Below are 24,270 nucleotides of genomic sequence, written 5' to 3'. Positions count from 1 at the left end.
TTCTCGCTGATAAAAGGCGCTCACAGCGATTCGCCCAGCGCCAATATTAGCAGATTGAGGGGCCTGCGCCTGCGGCTGAAAAAACGGCCATCAGCTTGTCCACTTGACGACTTGCCCGTAATCCCTGCACCACTGCCCTGCAATCTCATCTGGGCCTCAGCTTTGTCCGAAATCATCAAAGTCGTCCGCAATCTGCGCGACCTCCGAAAAGCCGCCTCGAAATGGCGCCAGCGTGGCCAGACGATCGCCCTCGTGCCGACGATGGGCGCGCTACACGCCGGCCATCTTACGCTCGTCAAGCTTGCCAGGAAGAAGGCCGACAAGGTCGTCGTTTCGATCTTTGTCAACCCCACGCAGTTCGGGCCAGCCGAAGATCTCTCGCGTTACCCGCGCGACGAGGCTGGCGACCTGATAAAGCTCGCCGATGCCGACGCCAATCTCGTTTGGGTGCCGACTGTCGAGGAAATGTATCCGGAGGGATTTTCCGCAGGTGTCCGCGCCGGGAGCGCTGCCAAGGATCTCGACGGCGCGTTCCGTCCAAACCACTTCGACGGCGTGGCGACGGTATGCACGAAGCTCTTCAACCAGGTCACGCCCGACATCGCGATTTTCGGCGAAAAAGATTATCAGCAGCTCGCCGTGCTGCGACAGGTCGTCGGCGATCTCAACATCCCCGTGAAGCTGATCGGCGGAGCGACCAAGCGTGACATCGACGGGCTGGCGCTTTCATCCCGCAATGCCTATCTGAGCGATGCCGAACGCAAGATTGCCCCCGCACTATACGCCGTGATTTCCTCGCTCGCCGAAGATGTTGCAAATGGCGAGGACGTGCCGACCGGCATCTCCAACGCCAAGCGCAAGCTGATCGCAGCCGGGTTTGCGAGAATTGACTATATCGAGGTCCGCGACGCAGAAACGCTGGCCGTGCCGCCTGCGGCAGACGGGCGGGCGCTGCGCGTCCTGGCCGCTGTTTGGCTCGGCAAGACGCGATTGATCGATAACGTCGCAGTCTAAGGCATTTGGCGCGTTGCAGTGCCGCCACAAGTCGCAAACGCGATGGTGGCATGACCCCGGCTCAGGCTATAAGAAGCCCTCAAGATTCGCTTCAGCGGCTTCTGCTGTCGGGCGTCCCGCCGCTTCTTTCCGAACGTTTGGGTCACGCCACAGACGATCAAGGGCCGCAGATGAGCCGATCTCAAACCGACCTCTTTCCGGAATTCGATAACGAAATGACTGAAAAATCGTCACGTGCACGCAAGCCTGCCGAAACGGGCGCCTATAGCGAGCACGACATCGAAGTGCTCGAAGGCCTGGAGCCCGTACGTCGCCGCCCTGGCATGTACATCGGCGGCACTGACGAAAAGGCCATGCACCACCTCTTCGCCGAGGTGATCGATAACTCGATGGACGAAGCCGTCGCCGGCCACGCGACGTGGATCGAGGTCGAACTTTCGGCCGACGGCTTCCTGACCGTCACCGACAACGGCCGCGGCATCCCCATCGGCCCGCACCCCAAATACAAGAACAAAAGCGCGCTCGAAGTCGTGCTGACGGTGCTGCACGCTGGCGGCAAGTTCGATTCGAAAGCCTACAACACGTCCGGCGGTTTGCACGGCGTCGGCGTCTCCGTCGTCAACGCACTGTCTGAAACGCTCGAAGTCCAGGTGGCGCGCGACCAGCAGCTCTATCGCATGGTCTTCTCGCGCGGCGAGCCCCAGACCAAGCTCGAGAAGCTTGGCTCGATCATGAATCGGCGCGGCACCAAAGTGCGCTTCAAGCCGGACGAGAAGATCTTCGGCAAAGGCTGTGCGTTCAAGGCCGCCCGCCTGATGAAAATGGCCCGTTCGAAGGCCTACCTTTTCGGCGGCGTCGAAATCCGCTGGAAGTGCGATCCCGAACTCATCAAGGACGAAACCCCAGCCGAAGCGGTGTTCCACTTCCCCGGCGGTCTGAGCGACTACCTGACGTCGTCGATCGAGGGACAGGCGCGCGTCACCAAGGACATCTTTTCGGGCCGGGTCGAGAAGGAAGCCGGTCACGGATCGGTCGAATGGGCTGTGGCCTGGATTGCCGACGAGGATGGCTTCTCATCCTCCTACTGCAACACCATCCCCACGGCCGAAGGCGGCACGCACGAGAACGGCCTGCGTCAGGCGTTGTACAAGGGCCTCCGGGCCTATGGCGAACTCGTCAACGTCAAGAAAGCAATTCAGATCACGTCGGAAGACGTGATGGGCACGGCGGCGTCGATGCTGTCGGTCTTCATTCGCGAACCCGAATTCCAAGGGCAGACGAAGGACAAGCTCGCGTCCGTCGAAGCAACCAAGATCGTCGAAACAGCCGTTCGCGACGCCTTCGATCACTGGCTCGCCGATAGCCCGCAACAGGCGACGAAACTGCTCGAGTGGACCATCGAGCAGTCCGAAGAGCGCTTGAAGCGCCGCCGCGAGAAAGAGGTCGGCCGCCAATCCGCCACGCGAAAATTGCGCCTCCCCGGCAAGCTTGCCGACTGCTCGATCCAGCAGGCCGCAGGCACGGAAATCTTCATCGTTGAAGGTGACTCGGCCGGCGGCAGCGCCAAGAGCGCGCGCGATCGCGAAACCCAGGCGATCCTGCCGCTGCGCGGCAAAATCCTGAACGTCGCCAACGCGTCCTCGGCGAAGCTGTCACAAAACCAGCTGCTCGCTGATCTCATTCAGGCACTCGGCGTCGGCACCGGCACCAAATATCGCGACGAGGATCTGCGCTACGAGCGCGTGATCATCATGACGGACGCCGACGTTGACGGCGCCCACATCGCCTCGCTGCTGATCACCTTCTTCTATCAGGAAACGCCGGAACTCGTTGAAAACGGCCACCTGTTTCTGGCCGTTCCGCCGCTCTACAAAATCTCCGACAAGAGCGACGTTGCCTATGCGCGCAACGAAGCGCATCGCGACGAACTTATCGCCACGCGCTTCAAGGGCCGGAAGCCGAAAGTTACGCGCTTCAAAGGTCTCGGCGAGATGGACTTCAAGGATCTCAAAGAGACGACGATGGACAAGAAGCGGCGGACGCTTCTGCGCGTCGGCATCAGCGAAGACGCGCGTGGCGGATTGGGCGACGTCGTCAACGCGCTGATGGGCTCGAAGCCCGAAGCGCGCTACCGCTTCATCCAGGAACACGCCGCTTTCGCGAAGGACCTGGACATCTAAGACGAAACGATAGGCTGGCAGCTTGAACGAGGGGAGCGCAAACGCTCCTCTCGTTTTTTATGTACCGTCGCGCAGAGACGCTTCACTCTCGCGCGAAATGGCAGCAGCGCCGCTCACCTTTGCGTATTCGAGCGTATCGGTATCGACGTAGACGTTACCGCCCGCCTCCGGCGCGTACTTTTCACCCAGAACCTCGATGACTGTCGGATTGCGATCGTCGGCGTTGCCATGCGGCGAGTTGAAGTAGCCCTCAACGACGATCCCCTTGTCTCGGTATTCGGGATCCTGAAGCAGCAGCTCGTGCAAGCCCTTGAGCTTGTAGTGGGGCACCGAGGCGAAGACGTGGTGCGGGAGGTGATAATCCATGCCGAACGGAAACACCGCGTAACGAATGAACGGGTTGACCAGGAACACCCGAGTATTCGTGTAACGTCCGCGATCGGCATTTCCGTGCTGCACCCACTGGCGCATGATCATGAAGAGCGGGAACGCCGTGAACAAAGGCAGGATCCAAAGCAGACCGAAATACGCCCACGCGGGGCCCCAGCCCGCGACTTCGATCCCCGTGAGCGCGGAGTATAGGATCGCCATGAAGAGGATGCGGCTGATGTTCGTCGTCCGATGGGAGATCACCGTCTCGACGTGCGCATGCGGCAGCTTCTCCTCATCGAGAAAATAGAAGTACGCAACAGCCGCGGCCGTCATCACGCCAAGCGCAGGGAAAGCCCACGCGCCATGACCCAACTTGATGAGCGTGACCGCAGCGGCAGGCGCCGACACGGCGTAAATGACGCCCATCAGCGTCGGCAGCCGTTCGCCCTTGTGCTCGCGGTCCATATACGGGTTGTTGTCGGTGCCGAGCGCGCTGTAGCGGGCACGCACGATCATGTAGCGGAAGAGGTTCGGCAGCCAAAGCTGCTTCCCGAGTTCCTTCAGCATCTCGAAATGAGTGATCGGGAAGTCGAGATCATGACCGCTTTCATTGAGCTGGGCCCAATCGGGATCGCGGAGCGGGTCGTTAATGAATTGGTGATGCGCGAGATGGTGCAGCCGGTATTGGAACGTCGACGTGTAGATCGGAAACCCGCCGAGCCAATCGGATACCAGTTCATTCAGCGTCTTATTTTCGAAGAGGATGAAGTGGGTACCCTCGTGGATGACGCCACCGAACTGGTGTTGCGATGCACCGATCACAGCGATGCACAGCAGCGTCATGGGGATATTCCACCACCACCCGAGACCTGCCTCCGCGACCGCGCCGTAGCTCCAAATGGTCAAGCCGATCGATAGAGCGATGACGAGGTAGACAAACGCGATATGGCGGAAGTTCGTGTAGTTGTCCCGCTTCTTCAGATCTCGGATGGCATCACCGCGGCGGACGCCTTTCGGACGTGCTTCACCACTCGTCGCGGCTCCGCGAATCGTCAGACTGGCGTCACTCACCGAAGAATTAGCACTTCCAGCCATCGATCGAGATCCTCGCGAATTTCAGCGGCGCTCGCGTATCTCTAACCTGAGAATCACGTCGCACTAGGCGACGCCATCGACTTTTAGCGAACCTGCGTGTCGGACCGGTATCTGCGCCCCCGACAAATATCTACGGCACTGATTATTGATCCAAAAGTCATTTTCGCTGATACGACAAATAAGCCCTTCTCTGCCCAATACAATTTGTGACCGCTTTTCGCGGCTGACCGATTGCTCACGCCTCGCTACCAATCAAAACTGGCTGCAGCGATTCGTCCGTGGCTCATCCTCGTCCACGATCGCCGTACAGGTCGCGGCTCACATCAGGCGCCGCGATAAGAAAATCGAGGGAAGACAAGGAGCTTTTGGAATGAAGATACGGGCGCTCGCCGCCGAAACATTCGGCACATTTATGCTAATGTCGGCCATCCTCGGCTCGGCATTTTACTCCTTCGGAGCCCCAGCGGGGGCCGCAGGCATTATCGGCGTAGCCTTCTGCATCGGCATAACCGTCATGGTGACCGCTTTCGCTATCGGTCATGTGTCAGGCGGACATTACAATCCGGCCGTAACGCTTGGTCTCGTTGCAGGCGGGCGTTTCAACATTGGAACAGCAGTCTTCTACATTCTGGCGCAGCTCATCGGAGCATGCGCCGCGTGCGGAATCTTCTCGCTCGTCGGGCACACCAGCCCAACCTTCGCGGCCAACGGCTACGGCGAACTCTCGATGCTCAAGGCGACCCTGTCCGAGGTCTTCATTCTTGAGACTGTGCTGACCGCATTTTTCCTCGTTGTCATCATGGGCGTAACCAGGCCGAATGGACCTGCCCTTCTTGCCCCCGCGGCCATCGGTCTGGCCCTGACCGCGATCCACATCATGTCGATCCCAATCTCCAATACGTCGGTCAACCCTGCCCGAAGCTTCGGACCGGCGGTCTATGCCGGTGGGGAGCCCCTGTCGCAGGTCTGGGTGTTCTTTGCCGCCCCCATCCTCGGTGGCATTATTGGTGGCCTATTCGGAAGGTGGCTGCTAAAGGCCGACGCGTAATGCCGATATCCTGGGCAAGCGGCCGAATTCGCTCATCCTTTCCTCGCCTGTGACACAACCCCGCGGGTTCAGAGGCCTAAACCGGCGAGTTTCCCTTGCGCCAGGCCGAGATGTATGCGAGCACGCGAATGTGCCGGAGCGCAGGGGATCGATTTGCGCATTTTTTAAATGCTTTTTGATCCGCACTCCTATTTCGGCTTAGGTCCTTTCGGCACCCGTTCCCCCTGCGCTCTTGAAAGACTGTCTGACGCTGCGTTGCGCCGGACCATCCGAGCTGTGCAGATGGAGATACTGACTTTTGGAAACCAAGACGTTCGCTGACCTAGGGCTTTCGCCCAAGGTTCAAGCGGCCATAACGGCTGCGGGTTACGCAAACCCCACCCCGATTCAAGCCGCCGCCATCCCGGTTGCCGTAACCGGTCGAGACGTGCTCGGCATCGCCCAGACGGGCACAGGAAAAACGGCTTCGTTCGTTCTCCCGATGATCACGCGCCTCGAAACCGGCCGCGCGCGGGCTCGGATGCCCCGTTCGCTGATCCTCGCTCCGACCCGAGAGCTTGCTGCCCAGGTCGCGCAGAGTTTCGAAAAATACGGTGTAAATCACAAGCTGCAGGTCGCGCTCCTCATCGGCGGCGTTTCGATGGACGACCAGGTCAAGAAGCTTGATCGTGGCGTCGACGTTCTGATCGCGACCCCGGGCCGGCTTCTCGACCATTTCGGGCGTGGCCGCGTCATGCTGATGGGCGTCGAGATCCTCGTCATCGACGAAGCCGACCGCATGCTCGACATGGGCTTCATTCCGGACATCGAGAAAATCTGCAAGCTTCTGCCGCCACGGCGCCAGACGCTCTTCTTCTCGGCAACGATGCCGCCGGAGATCACGCGGCTCGTCAATCAGTTCCTGAACGATCCCGAGCGGATCGAAGTCGCAAAGCCCGCGACGACCGCGAAGACCATCACGCAGCGCTTCGTCTATTGCTCGAACGGCGAAGACTGGGCGAAGCGCGACGTCCTGCGCAATTTGATCCGCGACGGCAACGTCAAGAACGCCATCATCTTCTGCAACCGCAAGCGTGACGTCGCCGTCCTCTTCAAATCGCTGACAAAGCACGGATTCAACGCCGGCGCGCTTCACGGCGATATGGATCAGGCGAGCCGCATGGAAACCCTCGACAAATTTCGTTCGGGCGACATCATGCTGCTCGCTGCGTCCGATGTTGCGGCGCGCGGCCTCGACATCCCGGAAGTGTCCCACGTCTTCAACTTCGACCTCCCCTGGGCCGCAGACGATTACGTGCATCGCATCGGCAGAACCGGACGCGCCGGTCACGAAGGCCATTCGATTTCGCTCGTAAGCCCGGACGACCTGAAGTTCGTAAAGGACATCGAAAAGGTCACCGCCGAAACCGCTGTCTGGCTCGGCGATCCGCCGACCGAAGAGGATATCGCAGGCGCCGGCAAACGCCGCCGCGGTCGCGGTGGACGCGGCCAAAGCTCGGGCCCCGATAAATCACGGAGACCTCCGCAGGCAGCCCAACGAGCTAGCCGCCCGCCGGAACACCGGGAACATAAAGACCGCGGACCCGAGCGTCGGGAACCACCCGAGCACATCGCTCACCAGCCGGAGTACGAGCACGCTCAGCCGGGGCATGCGGAGCCGATGGAGCAACCGCACCGCCCGGAGCGCCAGGAGCGCAAACGCACGCCTCGCCCGGAGAGAGCGCCACAACCGCAATCCGACCAGCCACGGCCCCAACACGCAAGATCCGAGCGCTCGAGATCATCGGAGCATTCACGATCCGAGCAACCGAGGCCTGAGAACCAGAGATCTGAGAACCGGAGATCGGAAAACTCGAGATCTGATCAGCCAAGCGTTGATCACCCAAGATCCGAGCACGTACGGGCCGAACATCCTCGCCGGTCCACAGAACCGGGACGCCGGCCTCAGCGTCCGAAACCCGCTCCCGATGCGTGGACGGACGAACCCGCACCCGCGCGACAGGCACGCCATGCCCATGAGCGGCCGGAGAAGCGGGAAGCGGCGAGAGAAGCGCCCCGTAAGCAGCAGCCCTCTCACAAGGGTGATGAGCGCTTGGGCTTTGCCGAGAACGTGCCCGCGTTCATGCGTAAGCCACCGCGTCCGATGAAAGTCCCGGGACGCGGCTGAAGCTAACGTTCAGCGTTTATTCTTCGGCTTCGCAATTCGTTTCGCCGGCCTCGCCTTCACGGCGCGTGCCGGCGTAACTTTGCGCTTTGGCTGCGAAGCCGCATGCTTCGCCGCCGCGACCGACCCGGATGCCCAGTCTCGTAACTCCTCCGCATCGTCGAGGAGTCGATCGGGAAGTAGCCAATAGGAATGCAGTTCCGCGCGGCCGTTCTTCGTCATGTACGAGAACGCGCGCGAGCCTTCGGCCGCGAACCTCGGCCGTGTCTCGTCCGACGTCTTGAGATAGATCGCACCGTCGTCGATGATCGCGAAGAAGATGCCGTCCAGATAAACGCCGACGCCGCCAAACATGCACCGCCCGCGAACCGAGCCCGCACGGCTCAGCGCATCCTTCAGAATTTCGAGAATTTCGTCATTGGCGGACATGATCGACCGTCATGCCCGCACCCGCGTTCTCATTAAGCTGCGGGGGGAGCAAATCCAGCGGGCGTTGCAGGTTCAAGATTGACGCTCTCGCCGCAACCGCACGCGCTCTTCTGGTTCGGGTTATTGAACACGAACTGCGAAGAAAGCTTATCGGTCTTGTAGTCCATCTCGGTGCCGAGCAGATACATCATCGCCGCCGGATCGATCAAGACGACAGCGCCCTTTTCCTCGATGATCTCATCGAACTTCCCGATCTCTTCAGCCCACGTCATGGTGTATTCCATGCCCGCACAGCCGCCCTTCTTCACCCCGATCTTGAGGGCTTTGACGCCGGGCTTCTGCGCAATGAGCGCGGAAACGCGCGCCGCGGCGGCGTCGGTCAGGGTCATAACTTTTGGCATCATTCTAAGCGAGGGCACGCGGGCCTCCGTATGTGCGAGTCGTGGCTACAGCCACATGATATAGGAATTCGGCGCTCAAATGCGAGGTCGTCCTCAAAACATGCCGACAGCGAGTCGCGCTTCATCCGACATCCGGCTCTGATCCCAAGGCGGATCGAACACGATGGCGACTTTCGTCTGCGCGACGCCCGGGACCGCGTTGACGGCATTTTCAACCCAAATCGGCATTTCGCCGGCAACCGGGCATCCGGGAGCCGTTAAGGTCATGTTGATCGCAACATTGCGATCGTCGTCGATCTCGACCTTGTAGATCAACCCCAGCTCGTAGATGTCGGCAGGAATCTCGGGATCGTAAACGGTCTTCAGTGCGGCGACGATGTCGTTCGTCAGCCGCTCGACCTCTTCCGGCGGCAGCGCGGTCGCCGCAGCCGTCGCCTCTTGATCGGTCGTCTTTTGCTCATCCGACGTCGCAATTTCCGGCACGGGGTCCAGAGCGCCGCCACCATCCGGAGGCGACGTCGGCGGCGCGTCGAGCGCTTCAACCGCATGCTTCACGGCTGCCCGGTCTTCAATCTGCTTCCCGTCCATGCGGAAGCTCCTCAGGTAAAAAGGTCATGGGCTTTGGTAAGCGCTACGATCAGCGCATCCGCCTCGGCCTTTGTGTTGTACAACGCGAAAGACGCGCGGCAGGTTGCGGTAACCCCAAGCCGCTCCATCAGAGGCTGCGCGCAGTGATGGCCGGCGCGAATAGCCACGCCCGACCGGTCGATGATCGTCGAAACGTCGTGCGGATGTAGGCCATCCACTGTGAATGAAAAGATCGAACCTTTTCCCGGCGCAGTCCCGTAAAGCTTCAGCCACGGCAATTCCGCCAGGCGTTCCGCCGCGTAAACGCCAAGCTCCGCTTCGTAGAGCGAAATCTTTTCGCGGCCGATCTGCATCATGTAGTTGAGCGCAGCGCCGAGCCCGATGGCTTCGACGATAGCGGGAGTACCCGCTTCGAACCGGTGCGGTGCCTGGTTGTACGTCACGTTGTCGAGCGTTACGGACTCGATCATATCGCCGCCGCCCTCGTAAGGCGGCATGGCTGCGAGGTGTTGGCGCTTTGCATAAAGCACACCGATACCCGTCGGCCCGTACGTCTTGTGCCCTGTGAAAACATAAAAATCGGCATCGAGATCGCGAACGTCGACGCCCATGTGCACGGCCGCCTGACTGCCGTCGACGAGAACCGGCACGCCCTTCGCGTGCGCAATCCGAATGATCTCCTTCACCGGATTGATCGTGCCGAGCACGTTCGACATATGCGTAACGGCGACAAGCTTGGTGCGCTTCGTGATCAGGGCGTCGAGCTTTTCGAGGATCAGCTCGCCGCTATCCGTCATCGGCGCCCATTTCAGAACGGCGCCCTTCCGCTCGCGCAGAAAGTGCCAGGGCACGATGTTGGCGTGATGCTCCATGATCGTGATGAGGATCTCGTCGCCCTCGCCGATCCGGGGTTCGCCGAACGAACGCGCAACGAGATTGATCGCGCTCGTCGCGTTGCGCGTGAAGATGATTTCGTCCTGGTACTCGGCATTGAGAAAGCGGCGCACGGTTTCCCGCGCCGCCTCATAGTGCTCCGTCGCGGTATTCGAGAGATAGTGCAGCCCGCGATGCACGTTCGCGTACTCGAAGCGATAGGCGTGATCCATCGCCTCGATGACGGAGAGCGGCTTCTGCGCCGATGCGCCATTGTCGAGATAGACGAGCGGACGATCGTTCACCTCCCGAAAGAGGATCGGAAAGTCGGCCCGAATGCTTTCGACGTCATAAGGCGCCGCCGTCAGCCCCGCGTGCGAGGCCGTGCTTCTCGCTACATCAATCGACGTTTCGCGTCCCATATGCCTATCCGCGTGGCGAGCGGCCGAGCCACTGCATCGCATACGATGCAAGCGCCTCTCTGAGCCCCTCGTGCTCGACCTTGTCGAGCGCCTCACCAATGAAGGATTCGATCATCAGCGCGCGGGCTTCCTTCTCAGGAATTCCCCGCGAGCGGCAGTAGAAGAGAAGATCGGAATCGAGTTCCGCACTCGTCGTACCATGACCGCAAACGACATCGTCGGCGTAAATTTCGAGTTCGGGCTTTGAATCGAACTCCGAGTCTTCGGACAGCATCAAAGCTTGCGACATCTGCTTGCCGTCCGTCTTCTGCGCGTCGGGCCGAACGATCACCTTGCCTTGGAACACACCGCGGCCGTGACCGTCGAGAACGCCCTTGAACAGCTCCCGGCTTTCACAACGCGGCACCGCATGATCGACGACGAGCGTGTTGTCGACGTGCTCGGAATGCCGCGCCAGATACGCACCCGAAAGATCGAGCTTGCCGCCTTCGCCGTTGAAGCGAATGTTGGCGCCATGCCGTGCAAAGCCGAGGTTCGACGAAAATTGGAAGCCGCGATAGGTTGCATCGGCTGCGAGCGTTACCTCGCAATTCGAAAGATGCAGCGACTTGCCTTCATCGACCGCTGACCTGACGTGATTGAGCGTCGCGCCCTTCCCGACCGACACTTCCGCGAGGGCGTTGAGATGCGCGTCACGAACAGCTCCCGGCAGCACGACATTTGCTTCGACGATGGTCGCGCTGGCGCCTTCGCCGACCGTGATCAAATTCCGGACGGTAACGGCGTTCGCCTCAGAGCCCGCACGAACGAAAACGATCAGCAGCGGCTTGGCGACCGACGCGCCCTTGGCGACGTCCACGATGGCGCCGTCGGTCATGAAAGCCGTGTTGAGCGCCTCGATGGCGTCTCCGCCCTCCGGCGTCGAAGCCAGGCTGACAACCGCCTCTTCTGACGCCGACTGAAGCGCCTTCCCGATGGTCGAGATCGCCAATCCCTTGGCATCCGCGATATCGCTGAGGTCTGCACGATGGTGGCCGTTCACGAACACGATGCGATGCGCGTCGACGTGAGCCAACGGCCCGAGCGCAACGATGAGTTCGCCGATGCTCAGCGGAGTCTTATCCTCGACGGCGGCAGGCAGCACCTCTTTCAGGTTGGCGCGCAGATCCGTGTATTTCCACTCTTCGATCCGCCGGTGCGGAAGCCCGAGACCGCCGAACGTGCCGATTGCGTCCGCACGGCGCGCCTTCACCGCCGCGCTGCCCGGAAGCTTCGCAGCGGCCGCCTCGAAGCTCTCCGAGATGGCCTGCTCCGCCTTGGTCTTCATGACTGCTACGTTCATTTCAGGCTGCCTTATGCGAATATTCTGCGTAGCCGGATTTCTCGAGTTCGAGCGCAAGTTCCTTGCCGCCCGTCTTCTGGATGCGCCCGTCCGCGAGCACGTGCACCTTGTCCGGCACGATGTAATTCAAGAGCCGCTGATAGTGCGTGATCACGAGGAACGCACGATCGGGCGAACGAAGCGCGTTGACGCCTTCCGAGACGATCCGCAGCGCATCGATGTCGAGCCCTGAATCCGTTTCGTCGAGCACGCACAAAGTCGGCTCCAGAAGTCCCATCTGCAGGATTTCCGAGCGCTTCTTTTCGCCGCCCGAGAACCCGACGTTGACCGGACGCTTCAACATATCGATGTCGATATTGAGCTTCTCGCCCTTCTCCTTCGCAAGCTTCAGGAAGGCAGGCGTCGTCAGCTCGGCTTCGCCGCGCTTCTTGCGAACGGAGTTGAGCGCCGTGCGGAGAAACGTCAGACCGGCCACACCCGGAATTTCCATCGGATATTGGAACGCAAGGAACACGCCCTTTGCGGCGCGTTCGTCCGGCTCCATGTCGAGGATGGACTCGCCATTCCACAGGATGTCGCCGTCAGTGACTTCATAACCGTCGCGCCCCGCGAGCACATACGCGAGCGTCGACTTGCCGGAACCATTCGGCCCCATGATGGCGTGCACTTCACCCTTCGGCACCGTCAGCGAAAGCCCCTTGAGGATCATGCGATCCTCATCCGCGAGCTTTACGTGCAGGTTTTTGATCTCAAGCATCTCAGCAACCGTTCCTATAAACTTCCGTTTGAATTCTTACCCCAGCGCCAACCCCACTCCCCGTTCGTCTTCGATCTCGCAAACAACGAAAAGAGGACGATGACGGCGAACGCGAGCGCCAAACCTAAACCGGCTTCCAAAAGCGAATACGGAGCACCGCCGGGAACCGGCAAAACGAAAAGCCGGAGAACCGCGAACAGCGCCAACACCAAAACCGCTGTCGAAGCCCAGCCCTTCCAATTGATCGGCGTCGCGCCGTAGCCGTAGCTCTTCGGCTTGAACCAATAGTCGGTCATAGCCTCACCTCGACGTTCTCACCCTGGCCGCTGTCCCGTTCGCTGTTTCCCACCGACCACAGCCCTACGGGCAATCGATTTTCGGACGTTGACGGAAAAAACGGGACCATGCAGCACTGTGCCCGGTATCGAGGGAAAGAATTCGAACCACGCTCCGGGTAGCCGCCCGCGAGAATTGAAGCCGAACCAAAGGGAGCGACACAAGAATGAAAATCACTTTCGCCGTCCTGGGCCTTGCAACGATGATCACCCACTCCGCCCAAGCTGGCGAGCTTTACATCATCTCCCGATGCGCACCGATCCAAATCTTGACCGGCTGGAAAACCGACCCCTTTGGCTCGTCTAGTCCCGTTTTCGTCAACGGCAAGCTCGTTGGAAACCTGAAAATCTGCGACGCGCTCCGCACCAACGTAGGCGCCGGCAATCACAACGTTCGGGTCAAGCTCGCTGGAAAAAGCGACTACGGAATTTCGAGCGACGCTGGAATGAGCGTCGCCGCTGCCGCTGCCCCCGTCTACGTGGTTATGACGAACAATAACTTTACCTCGGCTTATGTCGTGAACAGCGAAGAAGGACGACAGCACCTCGCGAACGTGCGGCAGGCCAACAAATAGGAAACCCTCCCCGCCTTCGCGTCCCGGAAACTCGTCGAATTGATGCAGGCAAGCGACCGCCGGCTCCGGCAACGGAGCCAGTGGCAACGTTCCCAAATTATGAGCCAGCGTTCCGGTCATCCCACGCTTCCTTCAAGCGAGATGCCAATCAACTTCTGCGACTCGGCCATGAACTCCATCGGCAGCTGCTGCAGCACATCGCGGACGAAGCCGTTGACGACGAGCGCGACCGCCTCCTCCGACGAAAGTCCGCGCTGACGGCAGTAGAACAGCATGTCGTCCGAGATCTTCGACGTGGTCGCCTCGTGCTCGAAGTGCGCGCTCGAATTCTTCGCTTCGATGTAAGGCACGGTGTGCGCGCCGCACTTGTCGCCGATGAGCAGCGAGTCGCAGTTCGTGAAGTTGCGAACACCCGTCGCCTTCCGATGCGCCGACACGAGACCGCGATAGGTATTCTGCGAATAACCCGCCGCGATACCCTTCGAGATGATGCGGCTCGACGAATTCTTGCCGAGGTGGATCATCTTCGTTCCGCTGTCGACCTGCTGATAGCCGTTCGAAACGGCGATAGAATAGAACTCGCCGCGGGAATAGTCGCCGCGCAGAATGCAGCTCGGATATTTCCACGTGATGGCGGAGCCGGTTTCCACCTGCGTCCACGAGATCTTCGAATGATGACCGCGGCAATCCCCGCGCTTCGTCACGAAGTTATAGATGCCGCCCTTGCCTTGGGCGTCGCCCGGATACCAGTTCTGCACCGTCGAATATTTGATCTCGGCATCATCGAGCGCCACAAGCTCGACGACCGCTGCGTGCAGCTGATTTTCGTCGCGCATCGGCGCGGTGCAGCCTTCGAGATAGGAAACGTACGCGCCGCGATCGGCGATGATCAGCGTGCGCTCGAATTGTCCCGTCTGCTTCGCATTGATGCGGAAATACGTCGAAAGCTCCATCGGGCAGCGCACACCCTCCGGCACGTACACGAACGAGCCGTCGGAAAACACTGCCGAGTTCAGCGATGCGTAATAGTTGTCCGACTGCGGCACAACCGAGCCCAGATACTTCTTCACGAGTTCGGGGTGCTCGCGCACCGCTTCCGAGATCGAGCAGAAAATCACGCCCGCTTTCTTCAGCTCGTCCTTGAACGTCGTGACGACCGAGACGCTGTCGAACACGGCATCGACCGCGACGCGCGACGACGTCACGCCGGCGAGAATTTCCTGCTCCTTGAGCGGAATCCCGAGCTTCTTATAGGTCTCCAGCAACTCCGGATCGACCTCGGCGAGGCTCTTCGGCCCCTCGGTCGATTTCGGCGCCGAGTAGTAATAAAGGTCCTGAAAATCGATCTTCGGATAATGCACCTTCGCCCACGTGGGCTCGGTCATCGCTTTCCAGCGGGTAAACGCCTCGAGCCTCCAATTCAGAAGCCACTCGGGTTCGCCCTTCTTGGCCGAGATGTAGCGCACGGTCGATTCATCGAGGCCCTTTGGAGCCCGAACGCTATCGATCACCGTCTCGAAACCGTACTTGTACTGGTCGACATCGATCTTCCGAACGTGATCGATCGTCTCCTGAACAGCAGCCATTTCTTCGTCTCTCTTTCAACGCCGCCAACCGGCGGCCCTTCAACTAAATGTCGTTACGCAGCGAGCGCCGGCGCCCCTGCGATCGTCGTCCATGCAGCCAGAAATGCCGCGATATCGTCCTTCGTCGTCGCCGGTCCGAGACTGATGCGGATAGTGCCAGCGGCAATGTCGTGACCGAGGCCCATCGCTTCGAGAACGTGGCTCGCGCCGACTTTGCCGGACGAGCAAGCCGATCCGGCGCTTACAGCGATTCCGGCGAGATCCAACCTGATGACCAGCGTCTCGGCGAGCTTCCCCGGAAGCGCCAGTGCCGTCGTATTTCCGAGGCGCTCTGCGCCTTCGCCGATGATCACGACATCGGGACTGATACGCTTTACGTCGGCCTCGAGTCCATCCCGCAAGGCTCGGATGGCCTCCGCAGCCTGCAAGTCGCGAAGCGCGGCTTCTGCCGCTGCGCCAAATCCGGCGATGGCCGCGACGTTCTCTGTACCCGCCCGCCGCCGCCGTTCCTGCCCGCCGCCCCGAAGTAAGGGGACAAGATCTATATGGTCGCGAATGACCAGGGCGCCAATACCTTTAGGCCCGCCCAATTTGTGCGCGGAAAGCGCCAGCGTATCGACACCGAGTGCGGCGAAATCGATCGCCATCCGGCCGGCCGCCTGCACAGCATCCGTGTGCACACTGAGCCCATGCGATCGCGCCAGCTCGGTCATTTCCGCGACAGGCTGAACGACGCCGGTTTCATTGTTGGCAAGCTGGAGTGCGAGAAGCGACGGACCCGCAAAGCCCCGCGGTAATACCTGCTCGGTGACGTCTTTGACGCTCACCACACCGTTCCGGTCGACCGGCATCATGATGATTTCGCAGTGCGCAGAACGGACCGGCGCGAGAACGGAATCGTGCTCGACGCCGCTCGTCAAAATCGACGCCCACGGCTGCCCGATTGCCCAGTTGTTGGCTTCGGTCGCACCGCTCGTGAAAACAATCTCGGACGGCTTAGCGCCGATCAGACGCGCGACGCTTTCGCGCGCGCCCTCGACGACCGCGCGAGCGCGACGTCCTTCCGCATGAACCGATGAAGAATTGCCGACGACGTCGAGCGCCGCGATCATCGCAGCCTTTGCCTCCGGCCGAAGCGGCGCCGTGGCATTGTAATCGAGGTATGTTCGTTTTCCCGCCGGCCGCGCGGCAGCGGCCGCGAATATCGGCCGCGACGAATATCGCCCGCCCGTAATGACGTCGGCGAGATTGACGGAGGACAGGAACTGCTCCGTCGACTCACTCAGCGCGCTCCAAAGCCAATGCGTGACACAAGGTGTCGCGGTAGAACAGCGCGGATCGTTATGCGAGCACCGGGTGAACCGTGTGTCTTCCTCGACCGCATCCATGACCGCAGCAATGGAGATATCCGCGGCAGGCTTGGAAAGCCGGTAACCGCCGGACCGGCCGCGGGCGCTTTCGACGAGGCCGGCGCGGCGAAGTGGCACGAAAAGTTGCTCGAGATACGCAAGCGGCAGGCTCTGCCGCTCTGCGACGACCGATAGCGCTATGGCGCCTTCATCGGCATGCCCGGCGAGATCGGCCATGGCCATGACCGCGTAGCGGCCTTTGGTCGTCAATTCCACGTTTCTAATCTCCGGACTATCGCCGCCCCAAGTGGCGACGGAATCCAAACCTTGCGTCCGGCACCCCGGACTGTGCTAAGAGAGCCGCCCTGATCCAATGCCTTTTGTAAACGAGCCAGGACCCAGTATTTCGAACTGTTCTAAAGTTATGGAAATCCTGAGCGCCGGAGTCAAGGATTGAGATTCGACCCACAAGGATTTGATCGCCCGGAGGCCATCCATTGGCTTCCCCAGTCGCTGTGAAGCCAATCGCCTGAACCCAATCAGAACCCAATCACCCGAAAAAACCGAGTAATCTCCAATGCCCGAACTTATTATCAATGGCCCAGGCGGACGCCTGGAAGCCCGGTACCATCACGAAAGCAACGGCGACAGCCCGATCGCGCTGATTTTGCATCCCCATCCCCAATTCGGGGGCACGATGAACAATCAGGTCGTCTATTCGCTCTACCACACCTTTGCCGCACGTGGATTTTCCGTGCTGCGGTTCAATTTCCGCGGCGTAGGTCGCAGCCAGGGCGTCTGGGATGGCGGCCCGGGTGAGCTTGCCGATGCGGCATCCGCTCTCGACTGGCTCCAGCAGGTCAAGCCCGACGCCAAGACGTGCTGGATCGCCGGCGTGTCGTTCGGAACGTGGATTGCCATGCAGCTGCTGATGCGGCGCCCCGAGGTCGATGGCTTCATCTGCGTCGCCCCGCCGTCCAATCTCTATGACTTCTCCTTCCTCGCGCCCTGCCCCTCTTCGGGCCTGATCATCAATGGCGACATCGATCGCGTCGTCCCGACGGCGTCGGTCGCCGAAATGGCCGCAAAGGTTAAGGTGCAAAAGGGCATCAAGATCACGCATGAGGTCGTGCCCGGCGCCAACCACTTCTTCGAGAACAAGACCGAAGAACTCGGCAACATCGTCGGCAGCTATCTCGATGACCGGATGATCCAGTTCGAGCAGGATCGCGAACGCAACAAGGAACGCGAGCGCGAACGCGAGCGGGAGCGCCAGCGCCAGCGCGAACTCGAGCGGATGGAAACCCAGAGCACCCCGGCCGCCGCGGCTGCCTCCGAGGACGACAGCGACGACGAATAAGTTCGTCGCAGAGCTTCTCGAAATTCCGGCCTTCTCGGCCTTCTGGTGCCAACTTTCTAATGAATCACATGAGCGGTGGGGTCTGCGCGCAGCCCCCCGCTCATCGGCTCGGCAACGCCCGTCGTTCCGGGATACGTGATCGGCAAACCGCGGATTGAGCGAACCGCCAGATAGGCCCACGCTTCCGCTTCCAAACTGTCGCCATCGAGCTCCACGGTCTCTGCGGGAACAACCGCATTTTGAACCTGCTCGGCAAGCATCCGCATGATCGCACGGTTCTTGCGGCCGCCCCCCGCAATGATCCAAAGCTCGGGCTCGGCTGGCATGTGCTCGCGCGCTCTGGCGATGGCGCGCGCCGTGAAGGCCGCAAGCGTCGCCGCCCCGTCCTCGACCGAGAGATCGTCGACCAGATCCGTCGAGAACGTATTCCGGTCGAGCGATTTCGGCGGCGGCTCAGTGAAGTAGCCATGGCTTAGAAAATTCCGAACGGCTTCTTCGTCCACGTTGCCGTTCGAAGCGGTTGCTCCGCCGGAATCGAGATGCGCGCCGGTTTTCCGCGCCATCCAATCGTCGAGCAACGCGTTGCCCGGCCCCGTATCGAACGCCAGCAGATTGCCGTCGCGGCCGATCCACGTCACGTTCGCAACGCCGCCGATGTTGACGACCGCGACCGGCCGTTGCGGCAGCTTTGACGTGAGCGCGCGATGGTAAACCGGAACGAGGGGCGCGCCTTGCCCGCCCGCGTCGACGTCGGCAGCGCGGAGATCGTAGACGACGGGACACCGCGTAAAATTGGCCAAGAGCTCTCCGAGCCCGAGTTGCACGGTCAAGCCCGCCTCAGGCTTGTGAAGGACGGTTTGGCCGTGAAAACCGATGACGTCGACCGACGCCCCATCGATCTCGGTATCCCTGAAAAACTGGCTGACGGCGACAGCATGACGCTCGGTCAGGGCCCGCTCGGCCTCCGCCAGCGAGTGATTGCGATGGTCCCGCGACTCGAGACCTCCAGCGTCAGCAATCGCGTTGATGAGCAGGCGCCGCATGGCGTCGTCATAGGGATAGGTCCGCGCCTGGCCGCGGCGAACAATGTCCTCCCCGTCCGTTTCGAGAAGGGCTACGTCAACGCCATCGAGCGACGTGCCGCTCATCAGCCCAATCGCCCGCATCAACTTGCCCATAGGCACCTTCCCGTGCATGGTGTCGCCCGCCCGCGACACGGCTCGATTAGAGCAGCCCGCGGCCACCCAAGCGGAAGCCAATAATAACGATGTCGACACCGAAATCCGAATTTCTCAAGATTATGACCGAGCGCGGCTTTGTTCACCAGAGCTCGGATATCGAGGGCCTTGATAAATTGGCGAGCGAGGGCCGCCTCGTCGCCTATGTCGGCTACGATTGCACCGCGCCATCGCTGCATATCGGCCATCTCTTGTCGATCATGATGCTCCGCTGGATGCAGACATCCGGCGCCGGCAAGCCGATCGCCCTGATGGGTGGCGGCACCACGCGCATCGGCGATCCGTCTGGCAAGGACGAGACGCGCGTATTGCGCACGGTCGAAGAGATCGAAGCCAACAAAGAGAGCATCAAGCAGGTCTTTGCTGGATTCCTGCGCTTCGGCGATCAGAAGACCGATGCACTGATGGTCGACAACGCCGAATGGCTGGCGCCGCTGAATTATATCGGCTTCCTGCGCGACGTCGGCCGCCACTTCTCCGTCAACCGCATGCTGACGATGGACAGCGCAAAGCTGCGCCTCGAGCGCGACCAAGAGCTGTCGTTCATCGAATTCAATTACATGCTGCTTCAGGCCTACGACTTTGTGGAACTCAACCGCCGCTATGGCTGCAACTTGCAGATGGGCGGATCGGACCAGTGGGGCAACATCGTCACCGGCATCGACCTTGGCCGCCGGATGGGCGTCAAGGAGCAGCTCTACGCCTTGACCTGTCCGCTGCTGACGACCGCATCCGGCGCGAAAATGGGCAAGACCGCCGCCGGCGCCGTCTGGCTGAACGAAGCCCAGCTTTCCGCCTACGATTACTGGCAGTTTTGGCGAAACACGGAAGACGCGGACGTCGGGCGCTTCCTGAAGCTTTTCACATTCCTGCCGCTCGACGAAATCGCCAAGCTCGAGAGCCTTTCGGGTTCAGGCATCAACGAAGCAAAGAAAGTTCTGGCGACGGAAGCAACCGCTCTTCTGCACGGCCGCGAAAAGGCTGAGGCCGCAGCCGAGACCGCGCGCAAAACGTTCGAGCAAGGAACGCTCGCGGATGATCTGCCAACGATCGAAATACCCCGCGCCGATTTGGATGCCGGGCTTGGCGTTCTGACGGCGTTCGTGAAAGCGGGCCTTGTAGCGTCGAACAGCGAAGCCCGCCGGCAAGTTCAAGGCGGCGGCCTGAAGGTCAACGATGAAGCCGTGACGAGTGACAAGGCGACCGTCGGCACCGCCGACGCCAGCGCGAACGGTGTTATCAAGCTTTCGCTCGGAAAAAAGAAGCACGTGCTTCTGAAACCGGTCTAAGCGCCGCTCAGTGGTTGGTCGTCGTCGATGACCAACCGTCGACCGCCTCAGCCTCCTTCGGAGCGGTCTTCTTTGCCTTGGCCTGCGCTGGCGCCGCAGTCTTTGCTTTCGGCTTTGGCTTGTCGCCCCCATCAGAGGGAACGGGGGGAGCCGCGCGCACTCGGTCCTCGACCGGCTTTTGCGGTGCCCGGTCTTCGCGCACCTGAATGGTCGGATCCATCGACGTCATCTGGAATATGTCCCGGAATATTCCAGGCGCGACGAGAGAGAACGGGTTGACGATGACCTGCGGGTCGGAAGTCGGCCCCTGAACGGCAAATGTCATTCCGACGATTCCCTCGCCCTGCGAGCCCGATAAGATTTGTCCAAGCAGCGGAATGTCGCCGAGCGCGCCGTTCAAACCCTGCAACGGAATGTAGGTGCCGCCGATGTTTACGCGCTTCGTCCTGAAATCGACCTTGCCGCGAAGCGTTGCGCCGAGCATCGGCCCTTTGAGATAGGATTCCTGCAGCACGAACTGACCGTACCCGACCGAGAACGGCGCGCGCATCCGCGCGAAATCGAAAACCTCGCGCGTAACTTTGCGGTTGCCGCCGATTGCCGGACGCCCCTCATCAGCGCTGCTGACGACTTCGGTAACGATCGGATCTCCGAGAACCCTGAAATTGTCGACAACGAGAACGCCGGTCTTTTCCGCGGGCCCAGCGCCGTCGAGCCCGACTTCGAGCTGCATCTTCCCGCCCGTCATATTGGGATAGAAGTTCACGAGCTTCATCACCTGGCCCGCGTCGCTCGAGGTAACGACCAATCGCCTGCCGCCTTGACCTTGATCGAGTTTCGCGACGAGCAATGCGCCGCCATCGAGCGTGCCCTTGGCATCGAGGCTCGCGAGATCTCCGTTGCGCATTTCGATCGCCATCTTGAGATTGCGCAACGAAACGTCGGAGCTACCGATGACGTTCGCGAGGTCGACGGTAACGTGCGCGCCAGGCGACGACGCCTTATCCTTTCGGTCAGGACCGTCGCCGACGCTGAATAGCGAACGGAAGAAATTTCGCGCGTCGAAATTCGATCCGGCGATTTTGATCGTCCAAATGTCCTCCTTGCTGCGCGATCCACTCATGTCGAGCCGCGAGATGACGTTCAGATTGACCCCAGGAAAATCGAATTCCTTGACCTTGTTGTCGGTGCCGATGACGATCCGCCCATCGGCGGCGATATCGTCGCTGATGACCTTGAAATTCTGCAATTCCGTATCGCGACCCGGGCTGCTGACGATATCCGCGTCAAGGCTCGCCGCCCGGCCCGCAGGCTTGCGCCATTGCAAATGTTCGAATGTAAGCTCCGACTCCGTCAAATCGGCATGTAACTTGATCGCAGGCTCTGGCCGATCACCCTTCTGCAACGAAATTTCGACCGGGACGACACCGTGAACGAGGTTGTTGATGTCGAGGCCGAGCTGCGTGCGATCCGTTTCGTCCAGCTTCGCGACGATCTTGACCGGCGGCTGCTGCCCCGCATCCGGACCGAGTAGCCGCTGTCCGACGACCTTCGCCGGAATGCCGTTGATAAGCAGATCGCCCTTTGCGTCAAGCGACGTGTCGGTGAGCGTGAGATCGAGAGTAAAACCTTGAACATCGAAGCGGCCGGCGACTTTGCCGAAGCGCCCGTCGGATACGCGCGCTTTGCCCGTAATGGTCATGTCGTCGCCGGTCACGCCGGGCACGAACGGCAGCTTGATCACAAGCTGGGCGTCGACCTTGCCTTCACCGGCCTTCGGCAATGGCGAAGCATCCCGTATGGCCCGGACAGGAAGCTGTTCCATGGCTTCAAGGAAAGGAGCAAGATCCCCGACTGCTGAAAAGCCGATCTCGCCATTCGTGCGGGGCGCCAGGATATCGTCCGTAGTCAAACGGCCGTTCTTGAGCGGCAGCTGCCCGCCGCTAGGCAATGTGACCGCGCCTTCGGGCACGGTGATGTCGAGCACATTGTCGTTGATGCGGATCGATGCGCTCGGCGCCGTGATCGCCTGCATTCCCGGCAACGGCGTGAACACCGCGTTACTCGCCTCGAAACTCGCACCGACGCGCTCTAGCTCCGTCGAAACGGAGCCGGGTTCCATGCCACCCACGTTGCTGTTCGTGAACCGAAGAGCTCCACCCTTGAAGTCGACAGCCGATACGTTCTTGCCAACCCAGTCGCGCGTCCCGGTCGCCACTGCACGCGGCCATAGCGCCTTGAGCGTCGCAAGGGGCATCGGTGAAACGGCGAACTCAGCCGACATACTCTGACCTTGTGGTCCCGCCTGCGTCGTCGCCTTGATCGTCGCCTCGCCGCCCCCACCCGCGAGGCGGAATTCGGTAAGATCGATGAAGCCCCTCCGGGGTATGATCGTGCCGCGCGCCGACCAGGTGTCGATGGTGACCGGAGGCACATTGAATTCCGCCGCCTCGAAAACACCATTCTTGCCGTCGAGCGCGAAAAGCCATTGCGGCGGATCCGTTCCTTTCGAAACGTCGGTCATGTTCCCGGTGAACATCATTGTGCCATCGGCCCATTTCACCGGGCTCGGCTGCAGCTCCCAATGCCGGGCCTTGCCATCGAACGTCAGTTTGAAGAGACCGGCCGTGACCTCCATCGGGTGGACCAGATGCGGAAGCCGCACGCGCCCTTGTCCCACTTCGACGGCAAGTTCGCCGCTTTCGATATCGCCGACGCTCGAAAGCTCGATAGTGGCATCGCCCGAAACCGGAAATTCGAAGTTGCCGAGCAAGGCGAGCGGCGGCGCCGCGGCTGCGAGCGTCGATGGAACGAGGTCGCGGATCGTCGCCTTCACATCGAGCTTGCCGGTTTGAACGCTTTCGTCCGTCAGGAACGATACGGACCAAGCCCCCCTCGGAGACGCGACGGTCGCGCGGCCGGAGATGACGCTACGCCGCTCGGCGTGATTGAAATCAACGCTCGCCTCGTCAATGCGCCATGAGCTGCGCTGCCCCTCGTAGTCGACGACGACAGTCGCGTTTGAAAGGCCGAATTCCGTCAGATACGAAGTCGCGTCGAGGCGCTTTCTGGCGCGGCGGGACGACTCGCTCAGCATCTTCGCCAGATTGACTTTTGTTCCCGCTTCGATAGCCGAGCGCGGAGGAACGACCGTTGTTCCTGGGTTGGCGACAGGCGGCGGCGCGGCAGGCGTGCTGCCATCCGGACGCACCGGCGTCGGCTTCGGGATCGCCCGCTCGAAAACAAATCCGGATTTCTCGGAATAGGCGAGCGCGATGATCGGATCGATGAGTTCGATGCGCGCCGGAACAATGCGCCCGCGCGCCAGCGCCGCCATCGAGATATTTACGGCGGCAAGCGGCGACGAGAGCACGACATCGCCGCCCTGCTCGAGCACGCTCACGTCTCTCAACCGGAATTCCAACTCGCTGTTTGGTCCGAGCCTGAGTTCGGCGCCGTCGATCTTCACCGAGCTCGTAACGAGTTCCGCGTTGATGCCGCGCTCGATCGGCGAGACGACGAAGTCAAAAGCGATAGGACCGTGCTTCAGCCGTACGTAGAGCAGGCCGGTCGCCATCATCGCGAGCAACGTCAACGGCACGACGCAATAAAAGAGAACGCGGCAGCCGCTTAAGAAATGCCGGAGACCGGCAGACGCCGCCCCTTCTTCTTCGTCAGCCAATGCAGGGGCGGGCGGAGCCGTCGCCACGCGCTGCGAAACAGCAGTTCGTGACACGGCATTTAGCTGCGCGCTTTGATCGGCGTCGCGCCGATTTGGAGGGCGCCCGCCGGTTGCCAGTTTCGTCAACGCTGCTCCCCAAAAACCCCGCGGGCCATACCGGCCCGACCCCTC

Annotated in this window: 19 protein-coding genes; 7 read left to right on the top strand and 12 right to left on the bottom strand. The window is 61.0% G+C overall.

Going from position 1 to position 24,270, the window contains the following annotated elements; genetic code table 11:
• Positions 1-162: 162 nt before the first annotated feature.
• Together panC and parE are read left to right on the top strand one after the other, a co-directional pair.
• Positions 163-1,014 (top strand): pantoate--beta-alanine ligase, encoded by an 852-nt coding sequence (gene panC, locus AACL53_RS04690; RefSeq protein ID WP_339082987.1) that lies wholly within the window; start codon positions 163-165, stop codon positions 1,012-1,014.
• A gap of 170 nt (positions 1,015-1,184) precedes the next feature.
• The gene (gene parE, locus AACL53_RS04685) at positions 1,185-3,194 is read left to right on the top strand and encodes a DNA topoisomerase IV subunit B (RefSeq protein WP_339082985.1); all 2,010 of its coding nucleotides are present in this window, start codon (positions 1,185-1,187) and stop codon (positions 3,192-3,194) included.
• A gap of 57 nt (positions 3,195-3,251) precedes the next feature.
• Here parE and AACL53_RS04680 read toward each other — a convergent pair whose 3' ends face one another.
• On the bottom strand, positions 3,252-4,661 hold the full coding sequence (locus tag AACL53_RS04680; protein WP_339082983.1) for a fatty acid desaturase: 1,410 nt from the start codon (positions 4,659-4,661) through the stop codon (positions 3,252-3,254).
• 370 nt (positions 4,662-5,031) lie between these two features.
• Between AACL53_RS04680 and AACL53_RS04675 the strand changes: the two genes are divergently transcribed.
• Positions 5,032-5,709, top strand: a complete 678-nt coding sequence (locus AACL53_RS04675) for an aquaporin (RefSeq protein WP_339082981.1) — start codon at positions 5,032-5,034, stop codon at positions 5,707-5,709.
• A gap of 298 nt (positions 5,710-6,007) precedes the next feature.
• Positions 6,008-7,876, top strand: coding sequence for a DEAD/DEAH box helicase (locus tag AACL53_RS04670; RefSeq protein WP_339082979.1), 1,869 nt, complete (start codon positions 6,008-6,010; stop codon positions 7,874-7,876).
• 9 nt (positions 7,877-7,885) lie between these two features.
• On the opposite strand, the gene AACL53_RS04665 is transcribed toward AACL53_RS04670, so the two are convergent.
• The 7 genes from AACL53_RS04665 to AACL53_RS04635 form a co-directional block, all read right to left on the bottom strand.
• Entirely contained in the window at positions 7,886-8,302 is a 417-nt protein-coding gene (locus AACL53_RS04665) for a TfoX/Sxy family protein (RefSeq protein ID WP_339082977.1), read from the bottom strand.
• A 32-nt stretch (positions 8,303-8,334) separates the two neighbouring features.
• Positions 8,335-8,691, bottom strand: coding sequence for an iron-sulfur cluster assembly accessory protein (locus AACL53_RS04660; RefSeq protein WP_339082975.1), 357 nt, complete (start codon positions 8,689-8,691; stop codon positions 8,335-8,337).
• A 105-nt stretch (positions 8,692-8,796) separates the two neighbouring features.
• Complete coding sequence (locus AACL53_RS04655) at positions 8,797-9,117, bottom strand: SUF system Fe-S cluster assembly protein (protein ID WP_339086882.1); 321 nt, start codon at positions 9,115-9,117, stop codon at positions 8,797-8,799.
• A gap of 185 nt (positions 9,118-9,302) precedes the next feature.
• Positions 9,303-10,586, bottom strand: coding sequence for a cysteine desulfurase (locus AACL53_RS04650; protein WP_339082973.1), 1,284 nt, complete (start codon positions 10,584-10,586; stop codon positions 9,303-9,305).
• Between the two features lie 4 nt (positions 10,587-10,590).
• Positions 10,591-11,928: a Fe-S cluster assembly protein SufD gene (sufD, locus tag AACL53_RS04645; protein WP_339082971.1), complete on the bottom strand. Its 1,338-nt coding sequence runs from the start codon at positions 11,926-11,928 to the stop codon at positions 10,591-10,593.
• 1 nt (position 11,929) lies between these two features.
• Positions 11,930-12,685, bottom strand: a complete 756-nt coding sequence (gene sufC, locus AACL53_RS04640; protein ID WP_339082969.1) for a Fe-S cluster assembly ATPase SufC — start codon at positions 12,683-12,685, stop codon at positions 11,930-11,932.
• A 14-nt stretch (positions 12,686-12,699) separates the two neighbouring features.
• Positions 12,700-12,981, bottom strand: coding sequence for a hypothetical protein (locus AACL53_RS04635; protein WP_339082967.1), 282 nt, complete (start codon positions 12,979-12,981; stop codon positions 12,700-12,702).
• Positions 12,982-13,187: 206 nt separating this feature from the next.
• Here AACL53_RS04635 and AACL53_RS04630 point away from each other — a divergent pair, with 206 nt between their 5' ends.
• Complete coding sequence (locus tag AACL53_RS04630; RefSeq protein ID WP_339082965.1) at positions 13,188-13,595, top strand: hypothetical protein; 408 nt, start codon at positions 13,188-13,190, stop codon at positions 13,593-13,595.
• Between the two features lie 116 nt (positions 13,596-13,711).
• On the opposite strand, the gene sufB is transcribed toward AACL53_RS04630, so the two are convergent.
• Complete coding sequence (gene sufB, locus AACL53_RS04625; protein WP_339082963.1) at positions 13,712-15,181, bottom strand: Fe-S cluster assembly protein SufB; 1,470 nt, start codon at positions 15,179-15,181, stop codon at positions 13,712-13,714.
• Positions 15,182-15,234: 53 nt separating this feature from the next.
• Entirely contained in the window at positions 15,235-16,806 is a 1,572-nt protein-coding gene (locus AACL53_RS04620) for an aminotransferase class V-fold PLP-dependent enzyme (RefSeq protein WP_339082961.1), read from the bottom strand.
• Positions 16,807-17,107: 301 nt separating this feature from the next.
• Between AACL53_RS04620 and AACL53_RS04615 the strand changes: the two genes are divergently transcribed.
• Positions 17,108-17,890 (top strand): alpha/beta hydrolase, encoded by a 783-nt coding sequence (locus tag AACL53_RS04615; protein WP_339082959.1) that lies wholly within the window; start codon positions 17,108-17,110, stop codon positions 17,888-17,890.
• A gap of 56 nt (positions 17,891-17,946) precedes the next feature.
• Here AACL53_RS04615 and AACL53_RS04610 read toward each other — a convergent pair whose 3' ends face one another.
• On the bottom strand, positions 17,947-19,068 hold the full coding sequence (locus AACL53_RS04610; RefSeq protein WP_339082958.1) for an anhydro-N-acetylmuramic acid kinase: 1,122 nt from the start codon (positions 19,066-19,068) through the stop codon (positions 17,947-17,949).
• 89 nt (positions 19,069-19,157) lie between these two features.
• Between AACL53_RS04610 and tyrS the strand changes: the two genes are divergently transcribed.
• Positions 19,158-20,417: a tyrosine--tRNA ligase gene (tyrS, locus tag AACL53_RS04605; RefSeq protein ID WP_339082956.1), complete on the top strand. Its 1,260-nt coding sequence runs from the start codon at positions 19,158-19,160 to the stop codon at positions 20,415-20,417.
• A 7-nt stretch (positions 20,418-20,424) separates the two neighbouring features.
• Here tyrS and AACL53_RS04600 read toward each other — a convergent pair whose 3' ends face one another.
• The gene (locus AACL53_RS04600) at positions 20,425-24,225 is read right to left on the bottom strand and encodes an AsmA-like C-terminal region-containing protein (RefSeq protein ID WP_339082954.1); all 3,801 of its coding nucleotides are present in this window, start codon (positions 24,223-24,225) and stop codon (positions 20,425-20,427) included.
• Positions 24,226-24,270 lie beyond the last annotated feature (45 nt).

Source organism: Hyphomicrobium sp. ghe19, assembly GCF_902712875.1.
Taxonomy (GTDB): Bacteria; Pseudomonadota; Alphaproteobacteria; order Rhizobiales; family Hyphomicrobiaceae; genus Hyphomicrobium_B.
This window is presented reverse-complemented; position numbering and strand designations above follow the sequence as displayed.